At 41.1% G+C, this 24,688-nt stretch carries 22 protein-coding genes, 6 tRNA genes and 1 other RNA gene; 16 read left to right on the top strand and 13 right to left on the bottom strand.

Going from position 1 to position 24,688, the window contains the following annotated elements; genetic code table 11:
* Positions 1-75 precede the first annotated feature (75 nt).
* Both W7W_RS0111660 and W7W_RS22110 read right to left on the bottom strand, forming a co-directional pair.
* Positions 76-2,415: a TonB-dependent receptor gene (locus tag W7W_RS0111660; RefSeq protein ID WP_162097980.1), complete on the bottom strand. Its 2,340-nt coding sequence runs from the start codon at positions 2,413-2,415 to the stop codon at positions 76-78.
* A 237-nt stretch (positions 2,416-2,652) separates the two neighbouring features.
* Positions 2,653-3,504, bottom strand: a complete 852-nt coding sequence (locus W7W_RS22110; RefSeq protein WP_010663936.1) for a LytR/AlgR family response regulator transcription factor — start codon at positions 3,502-3,504, stop codon at positions 2,653-2,655.
* An 841-nt stretch (positions 3,505-4,345) separates the two neighbouring features.
* Here W7W_RS22110 and W7W_RS0111675 point away from each other — a divergent pair.
* From W7W_RS0111675 to cobA, 4 genes are all read left to right on the top strand, one after another.
* The gene (locus tag W7W_RS0111675; protein ID WP_010663937.1) at positions 4,346-4,804 is read left to right on the top strand and encodes a precorrin-2 dehydrogenase/sirohydrochlorin ferrochelatase family protein; all 459 of its coding nucleotides are present in this window, start codon (positions 4,346-4,348) and stop codon (positions 4,802-4,804) included.
* 125 nt (positions 4,805-4,929) lie between these two features.
* Positions 4,930-6,717, top strand: a complete 1,788-nt coding sequence (locus tag W7W_RS0111680; protein ID WP_029510583.1) for an assimilatory sulfite reductase (NADPH) flavoprotein subunit — start codon at positions 4,930-4,932, stop codon at positions 6,715-6,717.
* A 36-nt stretch (positions 6,718-6,753) separates the two neighbouring features.
* Positions 6,754-8,451 carry an NADPH-dependent assimilatory sulfite reductase hemoprotein subunit gene (locus W7W_RS0111685; protein ID WP_010663939.1) on the top strand — a complete coding sequence of 566 codons (1,698 nt, stop codon included), beginning with the start codon at positions 6,754-6,756 and terminating at the stop codon, positions 8,449-8,451.
* A gap of 79 nt (positions 8,452-8,530) precedes the next feature.
* The gene (cobA, locus tag W7W_RS0111690) at positions 8,531-9,823 is read left to right on the top strand and encodes a uroporphyrinogen-III C-methyltransferase (RefSeq protein ID WP_010663940.1); all 1,293 of its coding nucleotides are present in this window, start codon (positions 8,531-8,533) and stop codon (positions 9,821-9,823) included.
* Between the two features lie 203 nt (positions 9,824-10,026).
* Here the strand turns inward: cobA and cysK are convergent, their stop codons facing one another.
* From cysK to W7W_RS0111720, 6 genes are all read right to left on the bottom strand, one after another.
* A complete protein-coding gene (gene cysK, locus W7W_RS0111695; RefSeq protein WP_010663941.1) occupies positions 10,027-10,947 on the bottom strand; it encodes a cysteine synthase A in 921 nt (306 codons plus the stop codon).
* Between the two features lie 130 nt (positions 10,948-11,077).
* Positions 11,078-11,404 carry an RrF2 family transcriptional regulator gene (locus tag W7W_RS22915; protein ID WP_010663942.1) on the bottom strand — a complete coding sequence of 109 codons (327 nt, stop codon included), beginning with the start codon at positions 11,402-11,404 and terminating at the stop codon, positions 11,078-11,080.
* A gap of 461 nt (positions 11,405-11,865) precedes the next feature.
* Entirely contained in the window at positions 11,866-12,279 is a 414-nt protein-coding gene (locus W7W_RS0111705; protein WP_010663943.1) for a hypothetical protein, read from the bottom strand.
* A gap of 81 nt (positions 12,280-12,360) precedes the next feature.
* Positions 12,361-12,786: a DUF3244 domain-containing protein gene (locus W7W_RS0111710; protein ID WP_010663944.1), complete on the bottom strand. Its 426-nt coding sequence runs from the start codon at positions 12,784-12,786 to the stop codon at positions 12,361-12,363.
* 292 nt (positions 12,787-13,078) lie between these two features.
* Complete coding sequence (locus W7W_RS22120) at positions 13,079-14,764, bottom strand: tetratricopeptide repeat protein (RefSeq protein WP_010663945.1); 1,686 nt, start codon at positions 14,762-14,764, stop codon at positions 13,079-13,081.
* Between the two features lie 37 nt (positions 14,765-14,801).
* Positions 14,802-15,962 (bottom strand): BamA/TamA family outer membrane protein, encoded by a 1,161-nt coding sequence (locus W7W_RS0111720; protein ID WP_238532135.1) that lies wholly within the window; start codon positions 15,960-15,962, stop codon positions 14,802-14,804.
* A gap of 155 nt (positions 15,963-16,117) precedes the next feature.
* On the opposite strand from W7W_RS0111720, the gene W7W_RS0111725 reads away from it, so the two are divergent.
* The 3 genes from W7W_RS0111725 to W7W_RS0111735 all read left to right on the top strand — a co-directional run bounded on the left by W7W_RS0111725 (position 16,118) and on the right by W7W_RS0111735 (position 18,156).
* Positions 16,118-16,648, top strand: coding sequence for an IS1096 element passenger TnpR family protein (locus W7W_RS0111725; RefSeq protein WP_010663947.1), 531 nt, complete (start codon positions 16,118-16,120; stop codon positions 16,646-16,648).
* Positions 16,639-17,556 carry a tRNA (adenosine(37)-N6)-dimethylallyltransferase MiaA gene (miaA, locus tag W7W_RS0111730; protein WP_010663948.1) on the top strand — a complete coding sequence of 306 codons (918 nt, stop codon included), beginning with the start codon at positions 16,639-16,641 and terminating at the stop codon, positions 17,554-17,556. Before W7W_RS0111725 ends, miaA begins: the two co-directional genes overlap by 10 nt.
* Before the next feature lie 141 nt (positions 17,557-17,697).
* Positions 17,698-18,156 (top strand): NUDIX domain-containing protein, encoded by a 459-nt coding sequence (locus W7W_RS0111735; RefSeq protein ID WP_010663949.1) that lies wholly within the window; start codon positions 17,698-17,700, stop codon positions 18,154-18,156.
* An 8-nt stretch (positions 18,157-18,164) separates the two neighbouring features.
* Here the strand turns inward: W7W_RS0111735 and W7W_RS0111740 are convergent, their stop codons facing one another.
* Genes W7W_RS0111740 through W7W_RS0111750 form a run of 3 tightly spaced genes read right to left on the bottom strand, consistent with a single transcriptional unit; the run spans position 18,165 to position 20,461 of the window.
* Positions 18,165-18,893: a class I SAM-dependent methyltransferase gene (locus tag W7W_RS0111740; RefSeq protein WP_010663950.1), complete on the bottom strand. Its 729-nt coding sequence runs from the start codon at positions 18,891-18,893 to the stop codon at positions 18,165-18,167.
* Between the two features lie 48 nt (positions 18,894-18,941).
* On the bottom strand, positions 18,942-19,889 hold the full coding sequence (locus W7W_RS0111745; RefSeq protein ID WP_010663951.1) for a glycosyltransferase family 2 protein: 948 nt from the start codon (positions 19,887-19,889) through the stop codon (positions 18,942-18,944).
* Positions 19,889-20,461 carry a DUF4199 domain-containing protein gene (locus W7W_RS0111750; protein WP_010663952.1) on the bottom strand — a complete coding sequence of 191 codons (573 nt, stop codon included), beginning with the start codon at positions 20,459-20,461 and terminating at the stop codon, positions 19,889-19,891. The genes W7W_RS0111745 and W7W_RS0111750 overlap by 1 nt, the downstream gene beginning before the upstream one ends.
* A 342-nt stretch (positions 20,462-20,803) precedes the next feature.
* On the opposite strand from W7W_RS0111750, the gene ffs reads away from it, so the two are divergent.
* The 8 genes from ffs to W7W_RS0111785 all read left to right on the top strand — a co-directional run bounded on the left by ffs (position 20,804) and on the right by W7W_RS0111785 (position 22,429).
* Positions 20,804-20,897, top strand: an RNA gene (gene ffs / locus W7W_RS23195) — signal recognition particle sRNA small type.
* An 8-nt stretch (positions 20,898-20,905) separates the two neighbouring features.
* Positions 20,906-20,979 (top strand) — tRNA-Thr (locus W7W_RS0111755).
* A gap of 107 nt (positions 20,980-21,086) precedes the next feature.
* Positions 21,087-21,168: transfer RNA gene (locus W7W_RS0111760), tRNA-Tyr, on the top strand.
* A gap of 63 nt (positions 21,169-21,231) precedes the next feature.
* Positions 21,232-21,305: transfer RNA gene (locus tag W7W_RS0111765), tRNA-Thr, on the top strand.
* Positions 21,306-21,351: 46 nt separating this feature from the next.
* Positions 21,352-21,433, top strand: a tRNA-Tyr gene (locus W7W_RS0111770).
* Between the two features lie 6 nt (positions 21,434-21,439).
* Positions 21,440-21,512: transfer RNA gene (locus tag W7W_RS0111775), tRNA-Gly, on the top strand.
* A 108-nt stretch (positions 21,513-21,620) separates the two neighbouring features.
* Positions 21,621-21,693 (top strand) — tRNA-Gly (locus W7W_RS0111780).
* Positions 21,694-21,811: 118 nt separating this feature from the next.
* Entirely contained in the window at positions 21,812-22,429 is a 618-nt protein-coding gene (locus W7W_RS0111785) for an L-threonylcarbamoyladenylate synthase (protein WP_010663953.1), read from the top strand.
* A gap of 16 nt (positions 22,430-22,445) precedes the next feature.
* Here W7W_RS0111785 and W7W_RS0111790 read toward each other — a convergent pair whose 3' ends face one another.
* Complete coding sequence (locus tag W7W_RS0111790; protein WP_010663954.1) at positions 22,446-22,691, bottom strand: acyl carrier protein; 246 nt, start codon at positions 22,689-22,691, stop codon at positions 22,446-22,448.
* A gap of 28 nt (positions 22,692-22,719) precedes the next feature.
* Positions 22,720-23,556, bottom strand: coding sequence for a hypothetical protein (locus tag W7W_RS0111795; RefSeq protein WP_010663955.1), 837 nt, complete (start codon positions 23,554-23,556; stop codon positions 22,720-22,722).
* 326 nt (positions 23,557-23,882) lie between these two features.
* Here W7W_RS0111795 and W7W_RS22125 point away from each other — a divergent pair, with 326 nt between their 5' ends.
* Positions 23,883-24,677 carry a polysaccharide biosynthesis/export family protein gene (locus tag W7W_RS22125; RefSeq protein ID WP_025006957.1) on the top strand — a complete coding sequence of 265 codons (795 nt, stop codon included), beginning with the start codon at positions 23,883-23,885 and terminating at the stop codon, positions 24,675-24,677.
* Positions 24,678-24,688: the final 11 nt, after the last annotated feature.

Genomic DNA, 24,688 nt, shown 5'->3' on the forward strand with positions numbered 1-24,688 from the left:
TAATCCGCAGGTCGTAGATTTAAGTCCTGCCTGGGGAGCTAAAAAGACCATATTCTTAGGAAAGGGTCTTTTAATTTAAAACCCATCCCTCATACGTTTATCTTCAAACACATCGGAATCACGAATTTTTCCTCTGCTTTTGCCCGATGAAAAAGTGTACTTTATTTTAAACCAAAAAGGACATTCCGATGTCAGGATATTGTCATCAACATTTTCAGAAAAACCATCTCCCATAAGGGAATACCCCTGATAAGTGACCTTCCCGGCAAAAGGAACAGCACTAGTGACCCCTACTGTAAGATTCCTGAATATCTTTTTGTCCAGAGATACGAAATACAGAAAATCCTCATAAAAAGAAGACTGAATTTGATGAACATCGGCTCTTTGCATCCCCGAAGCCGACAATGACCAGCCATGGTTCATTTGCCAGGACAATCCAAATCCCCACTCTGAAGTCCACTTTTTTACCGACTCGATCTGGTGCATGAGTGCTACTCCTTTCGGCGCTGTTTCCAGGCGAAAGAACCTGAAATAAGAACTAAATATCAGACGATCGAATGGCTTAAGTGCTGCATTAAACCGGACACCTAACCGTGTGATATCTCCAAGGTTTTGCGGCTGCTTAAAAAACCCCTCCGGATTTTTCATTGTTGTAAAATCAGCTATCACATCTGTACTCCTGGAAAAAAATGGTCCCACAGACAGGAACTGATTTCCGACCAATAAAGAATACTCCAGCGCCAACTCTTCAAAAAACTCCGGATGTAAATAAGGATTCCCCTGCTTTTGAGTGAAAAAATCACTTGAAAGCAAAGAGGGCATCAACTGTATCAGGTGAGGACGTACCACAGACCTGCGGTAACTTAATTTCACCTGATGTTTCGCGGAAGGCTTAAAAGAAAATGAGACAAACGGAAAGAAAGACCATACACCATCAAGCTCTTCGCCGCCCACCTTATTTTGAAAAAACTCAGCCCGCACTCCTGCCTGCCCCTCAAAACCAGACCCCTGAACAACAATTGAAGTAAAACCTGACAATATATTTTCCTGATAATCTTCACTTTCATCAACGGCATCTCCCAATTTCCGGAAATGCCCCTCTCCCCCGGCCATCCAACGCCAGCGCGAATTCAGCCCCACCTGATACTCCATTTTTCCCATAAGGGCTCTTTCGTAAGCATCCGTTGAGGTCCAAAAAACCTCATCTTCCATGTATTTTGTTCCCTTTCGACCGTCAAACTGATAATAACCTGCCTCAAAAGCAACCGACTGATTTTCTGCTCCATCAAACAAATGCTTGAAATACAAAGAACCACCAAAGGCAAGATTGTCATCAAGTTCATCCTTCTCCAATGACTTTTCAAAACGAGTTTCATTCTCTGTGTCCCGGGTGGCAGTCACAAAACCATCCTGTTCGTTTGAATAAGGATTTACAAATGCGTAAATATTAAACTGGTTCTTCGAATCCGGAAACCAATCCACTCCGGCCATCACTTTATGCGACCAGTTCTTCTGACTCAACAATTCTCTGTTTTTCAACACCAACTCCGGGCCTTCAAAAATCTTTTTCGTATTTTCAGATTCAATATCAAAATAACTAAACTCCCCCCGGTACGAACTGAATACATTAAGGTTCGGGGCGCTATACAAAACACTTGCGGAGGGAAAAGAGTAAATCTCGTTCGAACGAGCAGGAATTTCACCATTCAAATGGCCACTAAAACCACGAACCTCGTTTTTCCGGGTAACCACATTCACCACGGCAGAAACATCTGAGCGATATTGTGTCCCGGGTTGATGGTTTATTTCTATTTTATCAATTCGGTCAGAATCCAACTGCCCAAGAAAATCGACCGACCGTTCAATTCCATCCACCAGAATCACCACATTATTTCTTCCTTCCACCATCACATTCTGCATCATGTCCACCTGAATACCAGGAACAAACTTCACCATATCAATTCCGGAAGCTGAAGCTTCCTTCATATTTCGATTTACAAAATAAGTAGTTCCGCCAGAAGTATTTTTGGCTCTTATCCGATCCCTGACTGCCCTTACTTCCTCTAAAGCATAGGAAGCAGGAATCAGCGTAAGTTCTCCCATATCATAAAACTCACGGCCAGCTAAAGCTATTTTTTGAGAAGACAACTCGTAACCGACACAGCTAACCTGAATCAACCCCTCCTGACTTCCTGGCACATTCACGGAAAACCCACCATCCGATCCGGTAATGACACCTGTTACCATACCAGAATCGGGCAATGACTTAAATACCACGGTGGCAAATTCTACTGGCCCTCCGTTTTTCGCTGTTACAGCTCCGTTGATTTTAACCAGTTTCTGAGCATTTAAACTGATGTCTAAAAGAAAAAGCAAGAAGAGTCCAAACCATAAACATTTCATTATCCTTTTCATAATCCCCATTTTTTTTGTTTTGTAAAACATTCTGCGTTCATCTCGCCCGACAAAAGAGAACATTTATTTAAACTCAGGATTTTCCTCTTTCGTCATGACGTTGATGCAAAGAGAATAAAGGATACAGAAAGCCCAAAGAAACTGGGATATACAGAAAAGTTTTGTGATAAAATGATAAGGAAGACTCCTCCTTTGTGATCAGCAACAAGTTTTTGTGATAAAGAACAAGACCCAAAATCAACAGTAGCGGCGATCAAAATCATAAATTCTGGAACGTGATACAGGCACTTCTCCGGAAATATGAGACAAACGAAGCCGGTAGCCCAAACTGTTTCCTTTTTTCTTCTGAACCTGGTCCACGTTAACAATATAGGCCCTATGGCACCTTACAAAAGCAGGAAATGACTCAAGCTGCTTTTCGATCTGTGAAATGGAGTTACGAATGGGTATTTTCTTTACTTCTCCCTGTCGAAACAAGTAGAAAATGACATAATTTCCATCCGACATCGCATAAAGAAATTCATCCTCAAAGAATTGCAGCGATTCCTTTTTTAACTGAGAGGAAATATTAACCTTTTCCCCTTTCTCAGGGTTTTCATTTGCATTCATATTTTGAGAAAGATCACTACTCCCGTAAAATACCTTAAGATTGGATGAAGTAAAATAGACAAAAGGAAGAATGGCTATAAAAAATGTCCTGATAATGGAATCAAAAAATGTAGCCCAATTCCATCTTGAATTGACTGACAGAGGCTCCACAATAAAAGCCAGCAGAAAAACGGCACACCCCATCATGAGCATCAACAATAAAACAGCAAGCAATTCCCTGCCAAAAGTCCAATGCTTATCAATTCCAAAAAAGGGAACCACTCTAAGCAAGAAAATGCCTCCCATTGCTGTAAGCGAGATTCCTCCCGAATAAATCAACATCGTCAATTCGAAGTTCAGGAATTCTCCTTCATGTGTATTTAATGGCTGATAAAAAACAGTAAACAAAAGGCTAAACAAGAATAAGATCAAACTACCACGAACAGGATATGCAATGATATAATTCTGGGGGAACAAATGAGTAAATATATTTTTTTTCATGGACTCAGCAGATCATTTTCTAATACTTACACAAAAGTATCTAATTTTCGGCAAACCTGCTGAAACAACGGTCCCATTTCAATCCCCACTTTCTTGCCTCCATACCCCCCTCAAATGAACTGCCGGAAACTGGAGAATATCGTCGAACAACAACCTTGTCAACAACAACTCATAAAAACACAATTAGTTATTTTACTGAAACTTACATAAATGAAAAACTAATACCCACAAAAAGACCATGCTTTAACACTAATAAAACATACAAAACACTTAAAAAACCCTTTAAAAAAAAGAGAACACAAAAGATAAAGGCATTAAATTCAAATAACGTTTTGCAATTAAATATTGCTTCGGACAAGGCCCCTGCCAACATATTCCATATAAAAGTAAAAAAACGTCATTACGAGAGATCAGCCCGAAGCACTCTCTAAATATACACATGCAACTATAAACTTAAGCCAATATAAAACACAAATTAATTCATACCATTTTAAAATGCTTAACTTTTACAAAATAACTAATTACCTGTAATAGTACACTTTAGACATGAAGAACAAATAATTTCGGAAACTTTTATCCGATTTTATTTCTTTTAAAAAAAATAGTCCCCTATATTTGAATTCGAAACAACAAAAAACCAACCAAAATGCAAGCTATATTTTCTGCAAATATGATGATGAAAATGACATATACCATGATGTGTATGTGTCACCATTATATATTGCAGAAAGGTAAATATCATAATTGAATCAGGATATTAAAATTTAAAATGAAAGCCCTTCTGCATAATGTAGAAGGGCTTTTTTTATGGATTTTTCAATAACTATCAACCCCCGGAACTATGAAACAAAAAAATTACCTGCCAATAGCCATCAACATCACCGGAGAAAAAATCCTCGTAATCGGAGGAGGACAGTCGGCATGGAAAAAAATCCAGATTCTGAAACGATTTGATGCCAAAGTTGAAGTCATTGCATTAGAGATATGCGATGATTTAAAAAAAAGTAACATCCCCTATCGCATTAAATCCTATGAAAAAAGCGACCTCAAAGGCTATCTGATGTTCTATTCCTGCACCAACAACCCTCAACTGGATAAGCAAATAGCGAATGATGGTAAAAAAGCAGGTGTGCTCGTAAATATTCACGATCAACCGGAACTTTGCCAGTTTGTTTCTCCCGCCATCTACCAGAAAGACCATCTGAGAATTGCCGTAAGCTCCAATGCCAGGGATGTTTATGCGTCTATAGAAACCAGAAATATCATAAGAAATTATTTTGAATCAATAGCTAACAATTAAGTTCTGAACACAAGCCAATCAGGAACATAAAATTCAGTTTTCGGCATTTAGACACCACTTTGTTGACCTATTACAGAAATCAGAAACAGTAAAACCTTATTAACCATCTAATGACACAAACCAAAATGAGTAACCAACTATCACCTCTAAACGAAGCTCAGTTAAAGTCGCTGGAAAAATTAACAACGAATCTGACAAAAGAACAAGCCATCTGGCTGAATGGCTACATCCAGGGCTTTTCGGCAAGCACATTTGCTTCCGCTGATTCCGAAATTTCTCCGGCTGCGGTCGAAAAAACAGCAAAAACACCCCTGACCATCCTGTATGGGACACACACGGGACGCAGCGAAAAAATAGCCAACAAGATTCACGCTGAAGCCACAGCAAAGAATTTTGAAAGCACTCTGGTGGCGATGGACCAATACAAACCGCGAAACCTGAAGAATGAAAAAAACCTGCTCATCATCGTCAGCACCCACGGAGAAGGCGAACCGCCGGTGATGGCTGAGGACTTTCATCAATTTATCACCGGGAAACGGGCTCCCAAACTAACGCGATTAAAATTTTCTGTTCTTGCGCTGGGCGATAAATCCTATAAACATTTTTGCCAAACAGGAATAGATATCCAAGAAGCCTTACTAAAATCAGGTGCCGAAGAAATTACCGATTTGGTGAAGTGTGATGTGGATTACCAGCCAGATGCAGATCAATGGAAACGGGAAGTTTTCAACAACCTGCACAGTGAGCCAGCTGAAGAATTGTCCACTTCAAGCCCGGAGAATCCAACCGGAATTGCAACCAGAACCTATTCAAGAAAGAATCCTTATGAAGCAACCATCCTGGACAAGGCTCGCATTACGGGACATGAATCTAACAAGGAAGTATATCATCTGGAAATATCCATTGAGAATTCAGGAATCAAATACGAACCAGGAGATTCACTTGGAGTAATTGCACAAAACCCCGACAAACTGGTAGACGAGCTACTATCCTCTCTCAAAGATGATGGTTCGGAGTCGCTGGACACACATGCCGGAAAAATCTCCTTCCGTGAGGCTCTGCTGCACCACTACGAAATCACCATTCTCACCAGAGATCTGATTGAGAAATATGCAGAAAAGACCAATCACAAAGAGGTAAAAAAGCTCATAAAGGATGACCAGAAGCTGGAAACATATCTCTACGGTCATGATGTACTCGATTTACTGCATGAATTTCCGTCAAAAATAACTGCCGTGGAACTCCTGGAAATCCTGCGACCATTGCCCCCAAGACTTTACAGCATTTCTTCGAGCCAGGAAGCTGTGGGAGAAGAAGTTCACATCACAGTATCTAAAGTTATCTACGAAAACAAAGGAAGACAACGACTGGGTGCTTGCTCCGGACACCTGGCCGAACACAAGGAAGTGGACGATAAAATACTGATATACATCGAAAAGAATCCAAACTTCCGCCTTCCGCCCAATGGCAGTCCCATCATCATGGTTGGCGCCGGAACCGGCATTGCCCCTTACCGCGCCTTTATCCAACAGCGGGAGGCCATCGGACAAAAAGGCAAGACATGGCTATTCTTCGGGGAACGTAGATTTTCCTCTGATTTTCTTTACCAGACCGAATGGCAGAAATATTTAAAAGAAGGATACCTCGGCAAAATAGATCTGGCTTTCTCTCGCGACCAGAAAGAGAAAATCTATGTGCAACACAAGCTCCAAAAGCAACAAAAAAAGATTTTTAAATGGCTGGAAAACGATGGAGTCTTTTACCTGTGTGGCGACATGAAAACGATGGCTAAAGATGTGGAGGCAACGCTTCTTTCCATCATCGAAAAGCAAGGAGGAATGACTCCCGAAAAAGCCAAAGGATACCTCAAGAAATTAAAGAAAGAGCGGAGGTTTCAGGCTGACGTGTATTAATCAGGAACAATACTTTCATAATAAAACACCAAAGACATGAGCAATCAAATAGACTGGACCACACTTTCGGAAGTAGAAAAAATAAAATATGACAGCAATTATCTTCGGGGCACACTCAAAGAAAGTCTGGCAGATCCGGTAACCGGAGCCATTGCCCCTGCCGACACACAAATATCCAAATTTCATGGAATTTATCAGCAGCACGACCGTGATGTTGCCAAAGAGCGGAAATATCAAAAACTGGAACCGGCCTTCTCATTTCTTATCCGGGTACGTCTGCCGGGTGGAATTGCCACAGCCGACCAATGGCTGCAAATGGACAAACTGGCCGACAGCCATGCCAATGGAACCATTAAGCTAACGACCCGCCAGGCATTTCAGCTCCACGGAGTCATAAAAAGAAACCTGAAACCCACCATTCAGGGAATCAACGAAGTCCTGTTAGATACCATTGCGGCATGTGGTGATGTCAACAGAAATGTAATGTCACATGCCAATCCTTCCGAATCTCCGCTCCATGCGCAGGTCTATAAACTGGCCGGTGATTTATCCAGGCACCTGACACCGCAAACAGGAGCTTATCACGAAATATGGCTTGATAAAAACCTTGTTTCTTCCAGCAAAAAGGAGACAGAACCCATATACGGAGATCGTTATTTGCCCCGAAAATTTAAGATTGGCATCGCCATTCCTCCATACAACGATGTGGATGTATTCTCTCAAGACCTTGGATTCATTGCCATAGAAGCAAAAGGAAAGCTAATTGGTTACAACATAACAACAGGCGGAGGAATGGGTTCCACCTTTGGAATACCCGAAACCTACCCAAGACTGGGAGATGTAATTGGATTCTGCAAACCGAATCAGGTAATTGATGTTACCGAAAAAATCGTCCTCATCCAGAAAGAGCATGGAAATCGGGAAAACCGAAAAAGAGCACGGCTTAAATACACCATCGACACCAACGGAATTGACTGGTTCAGGAAAGAGCTCAACAAAGCGCTGGGATTTCCTCTGGAAAAAGCCAAGCCTTACAGGTTTACCCGCAATGGCGATCGTTATGGCTGGAAGCAGGGCACAGACGAAAAATGGAGTCTTAATCTTTTCGTTGAAGGTGGAAGAATAAAAGATTCTGAGCAGCTCCCCCTTAAAACAGCCTTACGGGAGGTGGCCAATGAAGTGAATGATGCACAGTTTATTCTGACAGGTAATCAAAATCTGATTATTGCCAACACCAACGAAAAAGAGAAAGTAGCCAAAATTCTAAAAAAACACAAAGTATGGCCCACGCCTCTTTCAGGCTTACGTCAGAACTCAATCGCCTGTGTGGCATTGAATACCTGCGGATTGGCGTTCGCCGAGGCCGAACGATATCTGCCCGACCTGATCACAAAAATTGAAGAGATTTTAAATAAGTACAACCTGCTAAAAGAAGAGATTGTGATACGAATGACCGGTTGCCCCAATGGATGCGGACGTCCTTACCTGGCAGAGATCGGACTCATCGGAAAATCTCCCGGTCATTACAATCTCTACCTGGGTGGCAGCAATACCGGAAACAGACTAAACACACTTTACAGAGAAACACTTACTGAAGCGGACATTCTTACAGAACTGGAACCCATCATTAAAGATTTCTCCAAAAACAGGTTAAAACAGGAATCCTTTGGTGACTTCGCTATCCGACAAAAATATGTCACAGAGACAAAGCAGGGGAAGGATTTCCGGCATTAAAAATCAACCTCAATAAACCAATCTACCGGGCAAAGAGCTCCTACGGGAGTCCCCTGCCCCAACCTAAAAAAGGCACCCCATGGACAATACCAATAATCTTCAGGCAGAGTTTTTACCCATTTCAATCAATATTAAGGACAAAAAAATCCTGATCGTAGGTGCGGGGCGTGTAGCTCTTCAAAAAGTAAAGAATCTTCAGCGCTTCAATGCCTCCATCACTATCATCGGCGAAGCAGTGAATCCTGAATTACAGGCAACAAATAACATCAACATTAACAAAAAAAAATATGAGCCTGCAGATTTGCAAGGAGCTTTCATGGTATATGCCTGTACCAATGACAGAACAACCAATGAAGCCATTCGTCGCGATTGTGAAGAACAGAACATTCTGGTCAACGTCGCTGACCGGCCCAAATCAGGAGATTTTATTTCGCCGGCCATCCACAAAAAAGAGGACATCACCATTGCAGTGGGATCGAATGGAAACAGTCCGGCCAGATCGGTAAAAATCCGTAATCTGATTAAAAACCATCTGGAGTTTAAGTGTGAACAAATCTCCCTGAAAAACACATCACCTGAAAAATATGACAGAAGCCTTCACTCTCCAAACTTGCATCAGGCGATACCCCGACCAAAAGGGAAAGTGATTCTTGCCGGTTTCGGGCCAGGAGACCCGGGACTTTTAACCCTTAAAGCCAATCAATACCTGGAAGAAGCCGACTTTATTTTTCACGATGCTTTGCTGGATGTCTCTTACCTTGACCGGTTTTCAGCTGAAAAAATCCCCGTTGGCAAAAGGTGTGGTCAGCATTACAAAAAACAGGAGGAGATCAATGAATTATTGCTCAATGCTGCGCTCACAGGCCGAAAAGTAGTTCGGCTGAAAGGTGGAGACCCCTTTGTTTTCGGACGCGGAGGAGAAGAAGTGGAATTTCTGAACAGCCACCACATTGATGTGGAAGTCATCCCGGGAATTACCAGTGCCTTTGCCGCATCAGCCCAGTTTGGCATCCCCCTGACGCAAAGAAACATCTCCTCTTCCATCGCCTTCGTAATGGGACATGACATGACTCAGCGACCATTTCCAAAAGCAGACACGTTGGTATTTTACATGGGGGCCAAATTTCAATGCGAAATATCGAAAGCACTACAGAAAGAGGGGTGGAGCAAATCCACTCCGGTAGCACTTCTGAGCAATATTTCCAATCCCAACTCAAGGGCAGTAATCTCCCAGCTTGACCAGCTGTGCGAAGAAAAATTACTGGAAGACACCCCTTTATTGTTTATCGTTGGGGAAACGATTAAAAACATCCCTGATCTGGCAGGAATTTCAGAAGAGAAACGACATGCAGCAGCTTCCTTCCATGCGTAAAACCCTTAAAGAAGGGTTATGCTACGAAACAAAAAACCTCCTGTCGCCACAGAACCGACAGGAGGTAAAATTTCATCATCCGCTCAACCTGACTTCCCTTCGCATAAACCCCAGATAAGAGAATAAAAAGAATAGTCAGGGCCAATAGACATAAAAAAACCGTCCCTGCCAAAACAGAAACGGCTTTTGGATAGAAAATTGATTCAAATTTCAAACGTACTCAAATACCGCTCACCGGTATCAGGCAATAATACCACTATTCGTTTCCCTTTTAACTCCGGCCTTTTTGCGAGTTCTATGGCAGCCCACAAAGCAGCGCCAGATGAGTATCCGCAAAGAATTCCCTCTTTTTGTGCTGCCTCATGGCTAAAATGGATGGCATCCTCATTTTCCACAGTAATAACCTCATCAATAACCTCCTGATCGAGAATATCCGGCACAAAACCGGCACCAATCCCCTGAATTTTATGAGGCCCCGGCTGTCCACCCGACAAAACAGGAGAAGCAGAGGGCTCAACAGCTACAATTTTCACACCCGGTTGCTTCTTCTTTAAATGATGACCGACACCGGTAATCGTCCCTCCGGTTCCAACTCCTGCTACAAACACATCCACCAGACCATCTGTGTCATCCAAAATTTCCTGCGCAGTGGTTCTGTAGTGGGCATCCGGATTGTTTTTATTTTTGAACTGCTGTGGAATAAAAGATTTAGTATGTTTTTCGGCTATCTCCTGAGCTTTAGCAATGGCTCCTTTCATGCCATCTGATGCCGGTGTAAGCACCAATTCAGCACCAAACTTTTTAAGAAGTTTCCGACGCTCAATACTCATGCTTTCGGGCATAGTAAGTATTAACTTATACCCTTTTACTGCAGCCACTAAAGCAAGCCCCACACCAGTATTTCCACTCGTAGGTTCAATAATAATGGTTTCCGAATCAAGGACTCCCTCTTTCTCTGCTGCCTCTATCATAGACAATGCAGGTCTGTCCTTTACCGACCCACCGGGATTGTAAAACTCAAGCTTTGCAACCACTTCAGCGACTGCCCCATCAGCCATCTTGTTCACTTTCACAAGGGGCGTACTCCCAATCAATCCTGTCATATTTTGAGCGATCTTTGTCATAATAGCTGTTTTTTAATAAATGATGTAAACTAAATATAATACATTAATCCTTCGTCCTGAACATTTAATGCCGGAAGAACATCCAGAAACACCTCTCCGAAAACTTTATCAACAGAATCTGAGGTCTGTATCAAAAAAGAAGAAATTGCTTTCTGCCTGGAAGTAAGCGGCTCCCTCTGTTTTTTTTACTTTGTCTCTCCCACTCAGGGTCGAGACATCGAAAAACCTCCAATAAAGAAATCTCTTTCAATGGCCTAGCAAGACGATACCCTCCCTGAGCACCTCTCTTTACTTTCACAATGGCACTTTTGCGAAAATCGACAGCAATACCTTCCAGAAATTTTGGCGGAAGATTATCTGACTCAGCCAATTCTTTTACCGACCTGTGCCCAGGCCACGCATAATGCAACTGCAAAAGAAACACAAGACCATAATGTACGCGTTTGGGAAACTTCATTACACCTCTTTTTAATATGTTTTATTTGCAAATATATTCTTATTATCAATAACAACAAAGATTGACAAAGGTTTATACAAGCATATTTTTTTAATATGATTTAAGCATCCAGGAGAAGGAAAAAGCAAGGGAAACAGGCAATAACAACGGCTTTACATCCACTAAAACAATGATAATAAGACCGGGCAGGGACTAATAAAAAACAAAAACCCCGAAAGCAGAATTCATTGCTTCCGGGGTCTTACATCCAAATTACAAAAAAACTTTTTTTTGCACTTAGAACATGGGTAGAACGGGAATAATAAAAGATTAAAGGGTATTCTATATTCGTATTAGCCTGAGCACGACAAGACAACTCATCAGTATAAAATTAACGTAAGTTTTTGGTCTTATGAAACTCTCAATTCTTTTACACATACTCTTTTGTGGCAGTTTTGAGAAATCAAAGCTCCATGCTCGTTTCATCCCTTAATCCAAACAAGACAGGCTCGTCTGGTAGTAAACGGTCTTAATTCATACATGAAATTTTCACGGGCAATTAGCATAAGAACTACAATATTATGCGGCGTATTGGCAACCACTCCGATTTTGAACCGACCAACAAAAGAGATATTTTCAACAAAATAATCCACTATCCGAAGATACCCGGAAGCTTTAAAACTTAATTTAGCATTACTGAAGTCAAGCAAAACGCCCTTTGTTTCGGGAGGCAAATCCTCTTTCATTAAAGCATCCCAAAAAGAGAGAACATCATCGACGGTTACTTCTCCTTGAAAAACACCCACAATTGCTCTGGATTTCCAATTGAATTCAACAGAAGCCAAACACTCCTTTGTGGAGGGCAAAAATTCGATTTGATCCTGCATCAGAGTCATAAATCATCATTTGTTAGTAAAAGCCCCCCGCGGGCACAGGGGGCTTTTGAGGGCTTAAACATCAGGGCGGGCGGGTATTATTCAATTAATGGCAAACTGTCCGGTAAACCTCACAGTTCCCATATCTAACTCAACTTCATACTCTCCGGAGGCAAGCGCAGAAAGATCTACTACAAAATAGCCGGAGCCATGTACATAGAAAGAATCACTAACACTTCCGGAGCCTGAAACAGCCGTCACATCAACATCCACAACACCAACATAATCCTTAACAAATAACACCAAATCATCTCCTCTTATTTCAGCATCCACAGATACCATAGAAGAGAGATTCTTAAGAATACTAAAAGATTTCAAGGTGGTGTCCCGTACCTTCAACAAATCAACTGCTACTGGATCATCAGACTCTGCTGAATCATCATCTTCTTCATTTTCTGCGAATGCAAACCCAGAAAAGGTCATTGACATTAAAAAGGCAATTACTAAAAAATAATTTCTTTGTAACATGGTCTTTGAATATAAGTGCAACAATAAATCACAATTCAAAGTAAATGGTTAACCTGCACGCAATCAATACTTTTTAACGCCACTCATTTTATTTAATGGCATTAAACAACCCAACAAGCTATATCACAATCGATTAGCACTCAAATATTAACAATGGGGGGATAAATGGAAGGGCCCTGAAAAACGGTGGGACAAATGGTTAAAGTCACTTAAAATCAAAGAATTAAACAGATGAACGGCAATTGATTGCTGTTTTGCCTGACTTCTGCGTTTTAATATAAACCTTACGTCATCAATTAAACAATTCAAGCAAATTATTAAGAGAAGGATAGTCAGAGAGATTTTCGAGAATCCTTTTTTTCAGGTTAGATTTTCTAACCCTTAAATTATTATTGGTAATTCCCAGGACTGTGGCAATCTCCGCAGAAGGAATCTCAAACTTTAGCAGAAAAAGAACAACTTTCTCCGTATTGCTAAGTGGAAAGCCTGAGGGAACGTCTACATTAGAATAGAATAAATCATCGTTCATCAAATTATACATCATTCCTGAGAATTCTTCTTTCAAAGCGTTCAATTCGGTCTGCAACTCCTTATAGGCAGAGGAATCTGACCGAATGTATTTTTGAGAAAGCATATCAAAACGCTGCTGAGCAACCATCTCCCGCTGTGTAATCAACTGATAAAAACGCAAAAGATGACGGCGCTGAAAACCTTCTCGAACCTTCCCGGCAACCTCTTTTTCTGCAGAGATTCTCATCAAACGTTCATTTTCATACTCCACACGACTTTTCCGAAGGTTAAGAAAGTAGATTAAGACAATAAAAACCAGAAGAACAAACCCGGCCCCGGCAATAAAGGCAAATCGCTGAAACTTCTGTTTCTGCCTTAATGTCTCCACCCTGGCCTCAGACAGATCATATTGCTTCTCCAGTTCCAAAATCTTCTTTTCACTTCTTTCGCCTGATTTATCCACCAGAAAGTTAACCGCATCTTTATATCGGGTGGCAGCCAGTTCATAATCACCAACCTTAGAAGCTTCATTCCCCAAATTGACAAACAGATTGTAATCCTGCCATTCACCTAAAGAATCAGGAAAATGTTTTACCGATTTTTTCGCATAAAACAAACTTGAATCTCTTTTTCCTAAACCGGAATAAACCCGGGAAATAGAATAATAGATATTAGACAGCCGCGGTTTAAGCTTAACTTCTGACATCCGCTCCTCAAGTATCTTATATTCTTTCAAGGCATTCTCATAATCTTTATAATAATAATAATAAGCAGCTTGCGCATTGATAATATCATACCGATTCTCAAACGAAACTCCATTCAGCAACCTGAGTTTATCCAACACACCCTGAGACTTTTCCTTATTATCAATAGAAATGTATCTCCAAAACACCGCCAGAGAGGTAATCACAACCGCAGATACATCCTCCATTTGCTCGGCTTTACGTAAAGCCATATCCAGATATTTTTCGGCCTGTTGAAAATTATTGTTATCATAATGAAGAATGCCAAGGAAAAACCAAAGTTTTGCTTCTTCTTCAAGACGAAGCAACCCGGGGAATGTATTTATCATTGGCTCCACCTCCTTCAGCGAAATGAATACAAGTGAATCGGGGCTATTGGGAATCTTATATCTCACAATCCCCTGGTAAACAAGAGCTCTGGCAATATTATTATTTGGCAACGGACTCCGAAAGCTTTCTACTGCAACACTGATGGCCGAATCACTCACAAAGGTTTGGTCCAATCTACTTTTAAGAATGGTACTCAGCAAATAATAGTATCCTCTATTTTTTGAATTCAGCTGCGAAACATCAATATCTTTTAAAGAATCATTGGCCGCATTATAATCCTCATAAATAAGGCTATCTATTGCAACCAGGGTTCTTTCCGCCTCCTTCTGAAAAGGAGTCTGGCAACTCCAAAAAGTCACTAAAAGAATCAAGGTACAGAAGAAGCAAAACTTCATTGGGAGGTTTATTTATTAGGAAAAATTTATATTCAAATCAAAAAGCTTCTTTCAAAGATATAAAAAAACCGGTGGTTCCAATTGAAGAAACCCCGAAATCAAATCGAACGTTCAGCGGGTCGTCCGGAAGCATCCTAAAACGGAGGCCTCCTCCTGCAGAAGAAATCAAGTCTGTAAAAGGTCTTTGATATCCGTTGTCGGCTTTCCCTGCCCCTGCAAAAGCCACCACTCCCAGACGCCACCAAAGATGCTGTCGAACTTCGGCTCTCGCCAGCCACACAGCATTCCCGGTCTCTTCAAGAGGGTGTCCGATGCCACGAAGTCTCTCCTTCCCCCCCAATTGAGGTTCCTCATAAAACGGAATGTTCCCCTCTGCATAATCAATGATTACCTGAAAAGCCAACGAAGTAACCTCTTCTTTCAGCGTAAGGTATTGTCGGCCATCAAAGGTATATCGCTGATAATTATAATCTCCTACTCCTGAAACCCCGGCAAACAACGGGAGTATTTCCAACCACAATCCACTCTGAGGTGATAGTGTGCGGTGCCTTGTGTCAACCACCAGCTTTGGCCCTACCCCGGCAATAAAGCCACCTTCAGCTCCTGTAAGACCCTCTCCTTCAAAAACAAAAGGAGCTGACTCGTCAAAGCGATTATTGTTCAGAAGAATCCCTCCGCCAATCCACAAAGCAGGAAAAGGATTGCTTAAAAAATCCCATTCTATCCGAAACTCCTTTCTGTCAAAGAAAAAATCCCTGTCATCGGCTCCCACCCAGAATTGATCTTCCCTGCTATTCAAAAATGCCTCACCGGTAGTCAGCCACCTCCCTCCAAGGTACCATTCATGCTCCAATTGTAGCTGAAGCATCCCTTTAGTAGAATGCTCTGCATTGATGGCAAGAGTATTATACTTCCCCTTATGAGCACTGTTCCACTTAACAGCAGGCATTACCCCATATACAAACCCATTGCGGGGACTCACGCTCAGAGATGGATAAACAGTATATACCACCCCCTCCTTCTCCCAGGTTACAAGGTCAAGTACTTTTTCTCCCAGACCTGCAATCCCTGATGTCTGCCCAAGGGAATCAGTTTTTTCACCATCACCTGCTCTAACCTCCTGTGAAAAAACACAATTCACACCTGATACAATCCAAATAAAAAAGACAATCAGTCTCAATAATCGACCATACATCATATTCTAAAATCAATTAATTTCTAACCAGCTTTATGCACCATTTGTCAATTAATCCTCAAATCAGGCAGAAAAATACCTGTTTTTTGTAACAATTCGGATAGTTTTGCGTTTTTCCTTACCATAATCAAACAGAGAACAGAACATTTCAAACCTATATGATATATAAATTTCGGATCATATCCAGTGAAAATGAAGACTTTATCAGAGAGATTGCCATTAACAGTCACGCAACCTTCTTTGATTTACATACTTTCATTGTGGATGAATTGAATTATGATAAGAGCCAAATGACCTCTTTCTTTCTTACTGACCAAAACTGGCACAAGGAAACAGAAGTCACACTTATTGACATGACCGACGGACAGGATCCAGACATAAAAGTGATGGACACTACCAAGCTGGGAACACTTATTACTGAGAAAAAACAAAGATTGCTGTACGTTTTTGATCAGTTTGCCGAACGCGCACTTTTCTTAGAATTATTCGAAATGAGCGACGGGGAAGAAAAGCACCCTACATGCATCAGACGGCAAGGCACTCCCCCTGTTCAACTGGACAGTTCTGCCCTGGAAAGCGGGGATTTGGATGACATCGATTTGCTTGAATTTTCAGGAGATGAAGAAAACGAAGACATCATGGACTTCGGCGAACAACAAGACTCATACGATGAAGAAGAATGGTATTAAGCAATAAAACTGTCGTCGTTATTACCGGACCAACGGGCATCGGAAAGACCGGCCTTAGCATTCAACTGGCCCAAGAACTCAACTGTCCTGTAATCTCTGCTGATTCCCGCCAGATCTTCAGGGAAATGAAAATCGGAACGGCAGCTCCCAACCAGGAACAGCTTGAATTGGTCCCACACTTCCTTATCGGGACACATTCCATATTTAATTATTACAGTGCCTATGAATATGAACAGGAGGCCCTGGCTATAACCAATAAATTGTTTCAGAAAAACAATACCATAATTCTGACAGGCGGTTCTATGTTGTATATAGATGCCTTTTGCAATGGAATTGACGATTTGCCAACCATAGATCCTGAACTTCGGGAAAATTTACAACAAAAGTATAGAACCGAGGGAATCGAGAGCATCCGAAGACAACTGAAAATACTGGATCCGGACTTCTATACCCAAGTGGACCTGAAGAATCCAAAGCGCGTCATTCATGCCGTTGAAATATGTCTGATGACCGGTCGTCCATATTCTGAACTCAGAACCAACACCCGAAAAAAACGTCCGTTTCGAATCCTAAAAACAGGATTGGACATGGATCGAACTGACTTACACCAACGAATCAACGCCAGGGTAGATAAAATGGTACAGGAGGGATTGGAGGAAGAAGCCGTTAATCTGTATCCTCACAAAGAATTAAACGCTCTCAATACGGTTGGCTATCGGGAATTCTTCGATTACTTTGATAAAAAAACATCTCGTGAGAAAGCCATTGAACTAATTAAAAGAAACTCCCGAAGGTATGCACGCAAACAACTGTCATGGTTCCGCCGGGATAAAGAAATTAACTGGTTTGACCCGAAAAATCCTGAGGAAGTTATTACATTTGTAAATGAACAGCTAACCAATAAATAACGTCTGTTCAGAAAATAACTTACCGAAGGCATCGACATTACGAACAAACTTTAACAGGCCGGGGCTCCTAATTAATTAAATGATTCTTTCTCGCGGTTTACAATCTTAAGAGAAGAGCTCCGGCTTTTTTATTTTCTCAAAATGAGCAATCCAACCTGTTTCAACATCAGAGTTTACGGCATCTGTATCCGGGAACGCCACCTGCTAGTTACCGATGAATATGTAATGGATACTTATATGACGAAACTACCCGGCGGAGGGCTGGAATATGGTGAAGGTCCTGTGGAATGCTTAAAAAGAGAATGTCAGGAAGAGATAGGCATTGAAGTAACGGTGACAGAACATTTTTATACCACCGACTTTTTTCAACCAACCCGATTTTTCAAAAACACCCAGCTGATAAGCATTTACTATCTCTTTCAGCTGCCGGAGAATGATGATCTTAAAATTTCAGGAAAGAAGTTTGATTTTGAAAAAGGGAGAAACGGAAGTCAATCCTTCAGATGGATTGCCATTCAAAACCTAAAGCCTGAAGACATGACCTTTCCGATTGACAAAAAAGTGGTGGAACTTATAAAACTTAATTTCCCAACACCATAACTGGGAAATCATTTTTGTGCTGTAAAAATAAGAGGAACAGAATCAGAAGTTAGATCATCTTCTTTAAAACTTCCGTAAAACCGGATATTCTTAAAGCCGCATTCTTGCAACAACCTTTCCGTCTGACCTTTTCGTAATGGCAACAATTTTACCGAATTACGAATTTCCTTGCCGCTTTTCTTCACGGTAAGAAAAGTCCTGAAATCAACAACATCTTCTGATTCGTTGAAATCATAAAACCGCTCAAATCTTATTTCATCATTATCAATGGTTGGCAAACCTCCGATTTCCTGATCCAAAATACGATCGTAGTGAATAATCTGCACCATCAACATACCATCAGGTTTCAAAACATCTTTAGCATTCAAAAAGAACTGTCTTATCTGTTGCTTGTCAATCAAATGAACAAGTGTATTCCCAAAAGAAACCACCGCATCAAATGTATTGGGTGGCCATTTTTCAGAAAGCTTTAATATATCCATTTGAGTAAACCGAACATTCTCTGAGGCACCGGCCTTTTCCCGGGCAGCCGAAACCATTTCGGGATCCAGATCAATTCCTTCGACCAAAACCTTTTGTTCTGCCAGTTTCAATGCCAGGTTTCCGGTTCCGCATCCGGCCTCCAGAATTTGCTTGCTGCGAACACCTCCCATCTTACTATTAATAAAGGCTACCTGCATGGCAGATGGAGGAAAAATATAATCGTAGTAAGGTGCAATAGATTGATAAAAGGACATAATCAGAATTATTTTTAATCAATGGATTAACCGGGATTAACCATTGGTTTAAAATTTTTCGGAAACATGATACTCATTTCTGTCCGGGCGATTGCGTGATACCAATTCTGCCAGGAAACCGGTAACAAAAAGCTGTGTTCCCAATATCATGCAAACCAACCCAATATAAAAAAACGGATTACTGGTAACCAAAGGGGCTACCACGCCATGAGCAACACAATACAACTTATGAGCTCCGAGCCAGATTGCAAGACCAAATCCGATTAAAAACATAAGTGTCCCCAAAGCACCGAAAAGATGCATCGGCCGATTTCCAAATTTTGATATAAACATCACAGACAAAAGATCCAGAAATCCTTTCATAAATCGCTCAATTCCAAATTTTGTTACTCCATACTTACGCTCTCTATGAACCACAACTTTCTCGGTAATCTTATGAAAGCCGGCTCTTTTTGCCAATATAGGAATATAGCGATGCATTTCGCCATACACCTCAATGTTTTTTACAACGTCACATCTATATGCCTTAAGTCCGCAATTGAAATCATGAAGCTTTATTCCGGAGATAATCCGGGCAGTTCTGTTAAACAATTTACTGGGGAGTGTTTTATTCATTGGATCATGCCGCTTCTTCTTCCAGCCACTCACCAAGTCATACCCTCCCTCACGAATCAAAGCATAAAGCTCCGGTATTTCATCCGGACTGTCCTGTAAATCAGCATCCATAGTAATCACCACTTCACCCTGTGCGACTTCAAAACCTTTGTTTAATGCTGCAGACTTACCATAGTTTCTGCGAAAACGAAGCCCGTTCAAAAAGTCAAACTCCTTTTTCAACTCTTTAACCACCTTCCAGGAATTATCAGAACTCCCGTCATCAACAACCACTACTTCAAATCCGATCTCCATTTTTGAACACACACGTTCAATCCACCGGACAAGTTCCGGCAGTGACTCTTCTTCGTTCAGAAAAGGAACAATAACTGTTAACTCCATTACTCAATATTTTTCATGGCATTAGAAAACGGATCCTGCGGCCTTCTGCGTTGAAATATGGCAATAATCAAGGAGAGCAGCAACCCGGTGAAGCCGGAGCCCAAAATGCCCGACAAAATCATTAATACAGGATTGGCAACCAAAGTAAAGATATCTTCCATCTGAGCAACCTCATTTTCAGACATTCCCATGGCCAGATAAGTTTCCTGCATCTGAAGAATTAATTCATCAGTATAACTCGGATTTATCACCTTCATATACAAAAACATCCAGGCGCCTAAAACAATACCGGCGAGCATCGCCATTCGGGTTCCCAGCCATACTCCCTGTCCGTACTCAAGCGAACCGCTCATGAAGTTTTGACGGTAACGCACCATAGAAATATGAATAAACCCAATATAAACAAGCCAGTTTAACACACTATCCAAAAAGGAAGTCTCGAGTCCTGTCATTTGTAAAAACCAGAAAACGCCAGCAAGTGCCAGTCCCATAAAAGCACCCTGATTCAAAACAAACCTGGCTTTATTTTTTTGTAACTCCCTGTCTGTCTTTTCTGTTGACAAATCATCCATCGTTTATGTAACTTATTTCAAAATTAATACACGGCTAAAATACATAAATTGTCACTATTGAACGAGTAATTTCTGTTTTTCAGAACAGATTACTTCAAGACTCAACCAGTACCAGGTATTCATATGAGGAAAAGCAAAAGAACCGCAGCAATTTCCTTTTTTAACGAACACTTCTGTATCGAGACATCTACCGTAGATTAACCATAGATCATAAAAAATTTATTTTTTTTCAGGCAAAAACAAATTGAAATCAAACACATTAGCTATAAACCACCCAAAAACAATAAATTTTTTTCACCCGGAAATTTGCCGGCAATGGTAAAATTTCTACTTTTGCACCCCGGGTAAGTCCTATACGACCAGCTCCTGCTGAACTCCCCCAGGGCCTGACGGCAGCAAGGGTAGGCGGTTGTAGCGGTGCGATATAGGTAGCTTACCCGCCCTGCCAATATAGCTCAGTTGGCCAGAGCAGCTGATTTGTAATCAGCCGGTCGGGGGTTCGAATCCCTCTATTGGCTCTCACAAAAATTATATCAATTTTTCGTTTGCAGATAAGATAATTTATTTATCTTTGTCGTCCCAAACGCAAGGCAATACAAGGCCTGTAAACGTTCTTAACATTACCGGGGAGATACCGAAGCGGTCAAACGGGGCAGACTGTAAATCTGTTGGCTCAGCCTTCGTAGGTTCGAATCCTGCTCTCCCCACTGCGTCCTCCGGAGCATTGACAAAAGAGGACAAGACACCTTCGCCAAAGCCAGGGTGTACAAGCCAATATAGCTCAGTTGGCCAGAGCAGCTGATTTGTAATCAGCCGGTCGGGGGTTCGAATCCCTCTATTGGCTCATCATTGATGTTCTTTGAAATTGCGGGTCTTGTAAAATAATTACCGGGGAGATACCGAAGCGGTCAAACGGGGCAGACTGTAAATCTGTTGGCTCAGCCTTCGTAGGTTCGAATCCTGCTCTCCCCACTTTTTGCGGGAATAGCTCAGTTGATAGAGCATCAGCCTTCCAAGCTGAGGGTCGCGGGTTTGAGTCCCGTTTCCCGCTCAAAAAAAAGCCTGATTGTAATCCGATCAGGTTTTTTTAGGTCTTACATTTTATGGATCAGGGTTTTAAAGGCCTCAAGCAAAACTAAACCAGTTCCACCCCACATTTGCGGGAATAGCTCAGTTGATAGAGCATCAGCCTTCCAAGCTGAGGGTCGCGGGTTTGAGTCCCGTTTCCCGCTCAAAAAAAGCCTGATTCGTTTGAGTCAGGCTTTTTTTATTCAAAATATCAGAATTTCCCTGTCATCCATCACAATCTATGCTTATATTTGTTTGTTCCTGAACAAAATCACAGATGCTATGCTTGTAAAAATATATCCGGAAAATCCCAATCCCCGGGAAATTCAAAAAGTAGTGGAGGCACTGCGCAATGGCGGCATTGTTATTTATCCTACCGACACGGTTTATGGTCTGGGTTGTGACATTAACAACACGAAAGCACTGGAGAAAATAGCAAGAATCAAAGGCATTAATCCCAAAAAGGATCACCTGTCATTTATTTGTCATGATCTGAGTCACCTTTCGGATTACACCAAACCTTTGGGAAGTGCTACTTTCAAACTTGTAAAGAAAAATCTTCCCGGACCTTTCACTTTCATTTTGCAGGCAAGCAATAGTGTCCCGAAATTTTTTAAAAGCAATAAAAAAACCATTGGCCTCAGAATCCCTGACAATCCCATTATTATTGAGATTGTCAAAGAACTGGGCAATCCAATTCTGAGTACATCCATAAAAGATGAAGATGAAATCCTTGAATATACCACAGATCCGGAATTGATTCATGAAAAATATCAGAACCTTGTTGATATAGTAATCGATGGAGGTTATGGAGGAAACGAGGCTTCTACCATTGTGGATTGCACCACAGAGGGCGAGTTTGAAATTGTTCGGCAGGGAAAAGGAGAACTGGAGTTGTAAAAAAAAAGTTATTCAGCTAAACTGCCGAATAACTTTTTTTCCTTTTGATATACTCCTCAATAGCATTCAGATTTTTAAAATTATCCTCCATCAAATCGACATCATCGGTCTGTATTCCAAAGCTTTCTTCCAAAAATGAAATAAGACTCAATAAGCCCATTGAGTCAAAAATCCCCTCCTCAAAAAGCATTGTATCATCTTGAATTTTTGCAGGATCGGTAAAAGATGTTTCTGCAATAAAGTTTTTAACTGATTCCTTCATTCGGTTCATATTTTTCTATTAGTAAAACTTATTTCACATTCCGGGATTCATGTTCAATCACTTCCACAATTCTACGGGCAAAAAGCGGATAAATTCGTTTTGCAAAGGAGTAGGATGGATGTGAGTCCCGCTCACCAGCAGCATTTTCAGGGGCCAGATATATCCCCCCCTCGGTTTCCAGGGTCCTGAAGTCCCATAAAAAGATATTGTCATCGGGCTGATCCCAATCCTCAAGGACCCACATAGAGAACTCCGTTGCAGCTCTTGCAGCTTCCGGAGTTGTAACCGCTTCAACCAGCGCAGGCGGAGTCCAAAGCAAAAATTTTGTATCCGGATACTTATGCATCTCCTTCTTTAAAGCCTCATATTGTAATTTGTAGTTTTCTACGGATTTAACATCTGAATCCACATCAGGCTGAACATCAAATACAATATCGCTGGACGGGAAACAATGCTTGAAAATGACAACATCATAATCAGCGGTAAGTGTTTTTAATGTGGGCTCCTCCATAAAATAATCCTGGTGCCCGTTTTTCACCCATATATTATAATAATCATATGGATAATTATTCCAGCCATACGGATCGCGTTTTGGAAAATTCATTTCAATAACCTGATAATTGGTTTCATTTTGTTTGTTATATTTTTCAAACCACCTCGGGATTCCTGTCTCAAAACCTATTTTTCGTTTAACTCTGGCCCAAAGGCTGTTTTCCACCCGCCAAATAACTCCACCTGTACTGTGATGCAAAAAAACAACTTTAGCATTTTTTGCTTTACCGGGATTTTCAACTTTCGCATTATCGCAGCCGGAAAATCCAACCCCTGCCAACATGATAGAAAAAACAAACAATAATATTCTCATAACAACAAGATTTATTTTGAAAACAATTAATGTTTTTGAAATATAAGTAGAAAGCCAGCCGTTGTCGATTGGATTTTGACAGAAGCGCTATACTTTTATTTGAGCGGCGTAATTTTGTAATTTTACAACCAGTTTTTTTGTCACACTTTTTAAGGACACCTCCCAAAATCTGATTATAAATATTTCCCACAATTCCCTGAAATACCCAAACCCGGCATTTTATTTGACCAGCGCAAATATTTCCTTGATTATTTTCTTGCATTATACCGTAACTTTGGTTGAAATTGAGGTCATAAAAAAATTACTATCTGATAAATTTCCAGAAGATGATAAACGGATTGATAAAAACATTGGTTGTAAGCATGGTATTAGTACTTTTTTCTTCATGTTATTCATTAAAGAAATCTATTTACCTTGACGGAGACTTACCAAGGAAGTTAAATGATATTGATGGAACCTTTTTGCAGAATCCCCCCGAATACAAAGTAGAGGTTAACGACTTGCTTTACATCAGGGTTACCAGTTTAGATGAGCAAACATCTGCTTTTCTGAATAATGAATCGGGTTATACCAATATGCCGGAATCAGCATCGGCCACAAGTCTTTTGGGATACCGGGTGGACAAGGACGGTTCAATTGAATACCCCTTTATTGGAAAAATATTTGTAGCAGGCCTCACTTTGGAAGAAATACGCGAGAAAATCACACTTGCCGTAAGCAGATATCTGGAACAAAGTAATGTCATCGTAAAGCAATTAAATGATAACATTACCGTTATAGGCGAAGTTAATATGCCGGGCAGATTCCCTCTTAACAGTGAGAAAATTAACATCATAGAAGCACTCAGTCTGGCCGGAGACCTTACAGACTTTGGAAACCGGAAAAAGGTACGCCTTATTCGTCATCGGAATGAAATTCCTCAAATGTTTATCATAGACATCACAGATGAGCGAACCATCTATTCGCAATACTTCTGGCTTCAACCAGGCGACATTATTTATGTAGAGCCCAGACCTTACAAAGCATTAAGCCTGAATGCCACATTTGTTACGGCAGGTGTTTCTATGATTACAGCCACTTTTGCCATACTAACTTATCTGAACTCGCGGGAAGACAACTAAAGATTTGAAGA

Origin of the sequence: Marinilabilia salmonicolor JCM 21150, from assembly GCF_000259075.1 — a bacterium.
In the GTDB taxonomy this organism is placed as follows: Bacteria; Bacteroidota; Bacteroidia; order Bacteroidales; family Marinilabiliaceae; genus Marinilabilia; species Marinilabilia salmonicolor.

Excerpts from the sequence above, each read along its gene's own strand:
- W7W_RS0111720 (WP_238532135.1), bottom strand. The coding sequence starts at position 15,962 with ATGATGTATGGTCGATTATTGAGACTGATTGTCTTTTTTATTTGGATT.
- W7W_RS0111660 (WP_162097980.1), bottom strand. The coding sequence starts at position 2,415 with ATGAAAAGGATAATGAAATGTTTATGGTTTGGACTCTTCTTGCTTTTT.
- W7W_RS0111790 (WP_010663954.1), bottom strand. The coding sequence starts at position 22,691 with ATGAAGGAATCAGTTAAAAACTTTATTGCAGAAACATCTTTTACCGAT.
- W7W_RS0111740 (WP_010663950.1), bottom strand. The coding sequence starts at position 18,893 with ATGTCCTTTTATCAATCTATTGCACCTTACTACGATTATATTTTTCCT.
- W7W_RS0111725 (WP_010663947.1), top strand. The coding sequence starts at position 16,118 with ATGATATATAAATTTCGGATCATATCCAGTGAAAATGAAGACTTTATC.
- W7W_RS0111735 (WP_010663949.1), top strand. The coding sequence starts at position 17,698 with ATGAGCAATCCAACCTGTTTCAACATCAGAGTTTACGGCATCTGTATC.
- W7W_RS0111685 (WP_010663939.1), top strand. The coding sequence starts at position 6,754 with ATGAGCAATCAAATAGACTGGACCACACTTTCGGAAGTAGAAAAAATA.
- W7W_RS0111745 (WP_010663951.1), bottom strand. The coding sequence starts at position 19,889 with ATGGAGTTAACAGTTATTGTTCCTTTTCTGAACGAAGAAGAGTCACTG.
- W7W_RS0111705 (WP_010663943.1), bottom strand. The coding sequence starts at position 12,279 with ATGACTCTGATGCAGGATCAAATCGAATTTTTGCCCTCCACAAAGGAG.
- W7W_RS22125 (WP_025006957.1), top strand. The coding sequence starts at position 23,883 with ATGATAAACGGATTGATAAAAACATTGGTTGTAAGCATGGTATTAGTA.
- W7W_RS0111680 (WP_029510583.1), top strand. The coding sequence starts at position 4,930 with ATGAGTAACCAACTATCACCTCTAAACGAAGCTCAGTTAAAGTCGCTG.
- W7W_RS0111750 (WP_010663952.1), bottom strand. The coding sequence starts at position 20,461 with ATGGATGATTTGTCAACAGAAAAGACAGACAGGGAGTTACAAAAAAAT.
- W7W_RS22915 (WP_010663942.1), bottom strand. The coding sequence starts at position 11,404 with ATGAAGTTTCCCAAACGCGTACATTATGGTCTTGTGTTTCTTTTGCAG.
- W7W_RS22120 (WP_010663945.1), bottom strand. The coding sequence starts at position 14,764 with ATGAAGTTTTGCTTCTTCTGTACCTTGATTCTTTTAGTGACTTTTTGG.
- miaA (WP_010663948.1), top strand. The coding sequence starts at position 16,639 with ATGGTATTAAGCAATAAAACTGTCGTCGTTATTACCGGACCAACGGGC.
- cobA (WP_010663940.1), top strand. The coding sequence starts at position 8,531 with ATGGACAATACCAATAATCTTCAGGCAGAGTTTTTACCCATTTCAATC.
- W7W_RS22110 (WP_010663936.1), bottom strand. The coding sequence starts at position 3,504 with ATGAAAAAAAATATATTTACTCATTTGTTCCCCCAGAATTATATCATT.
- W7W_RS0111785 (WP_010663953.1), top strand. The coding sequence starts at position 21,812 with ATGCTTGTAAAAATATATCCGGAAAATCCCAATCCCCGGGAAATTCAA.
- W7W_RS0111795 (WP_010663955.1), bottom strand. The coding sequence starts at position 23,556 with ATGAGAATATTATTGTTTGTTTTTTCTATCATGTTGGCAGGGGTTGGA.
- W7W_RS0111675 (WP_010663937.1), top strand. The coding sequence starts at position 4,346 with ATGAAACAAAAAAATTACCTGCCAATAGCCATCAACATCACCGGAGAA.
- cysK (WP_010663941.1), bottom strand. The coding sequence starts at position 10,947 with ATGACAAAGATCGCTCAAAATATGACAGGATTGATTGGGAGTACGCCC.
- W7W_RS0111710 (WP_010663944.1), bottom strand. The coding sequence starts at position 12,786 with ATGTTACAAAGAAATTATTTTTTAGTAATTGCCTTTTTAATGTCAATG.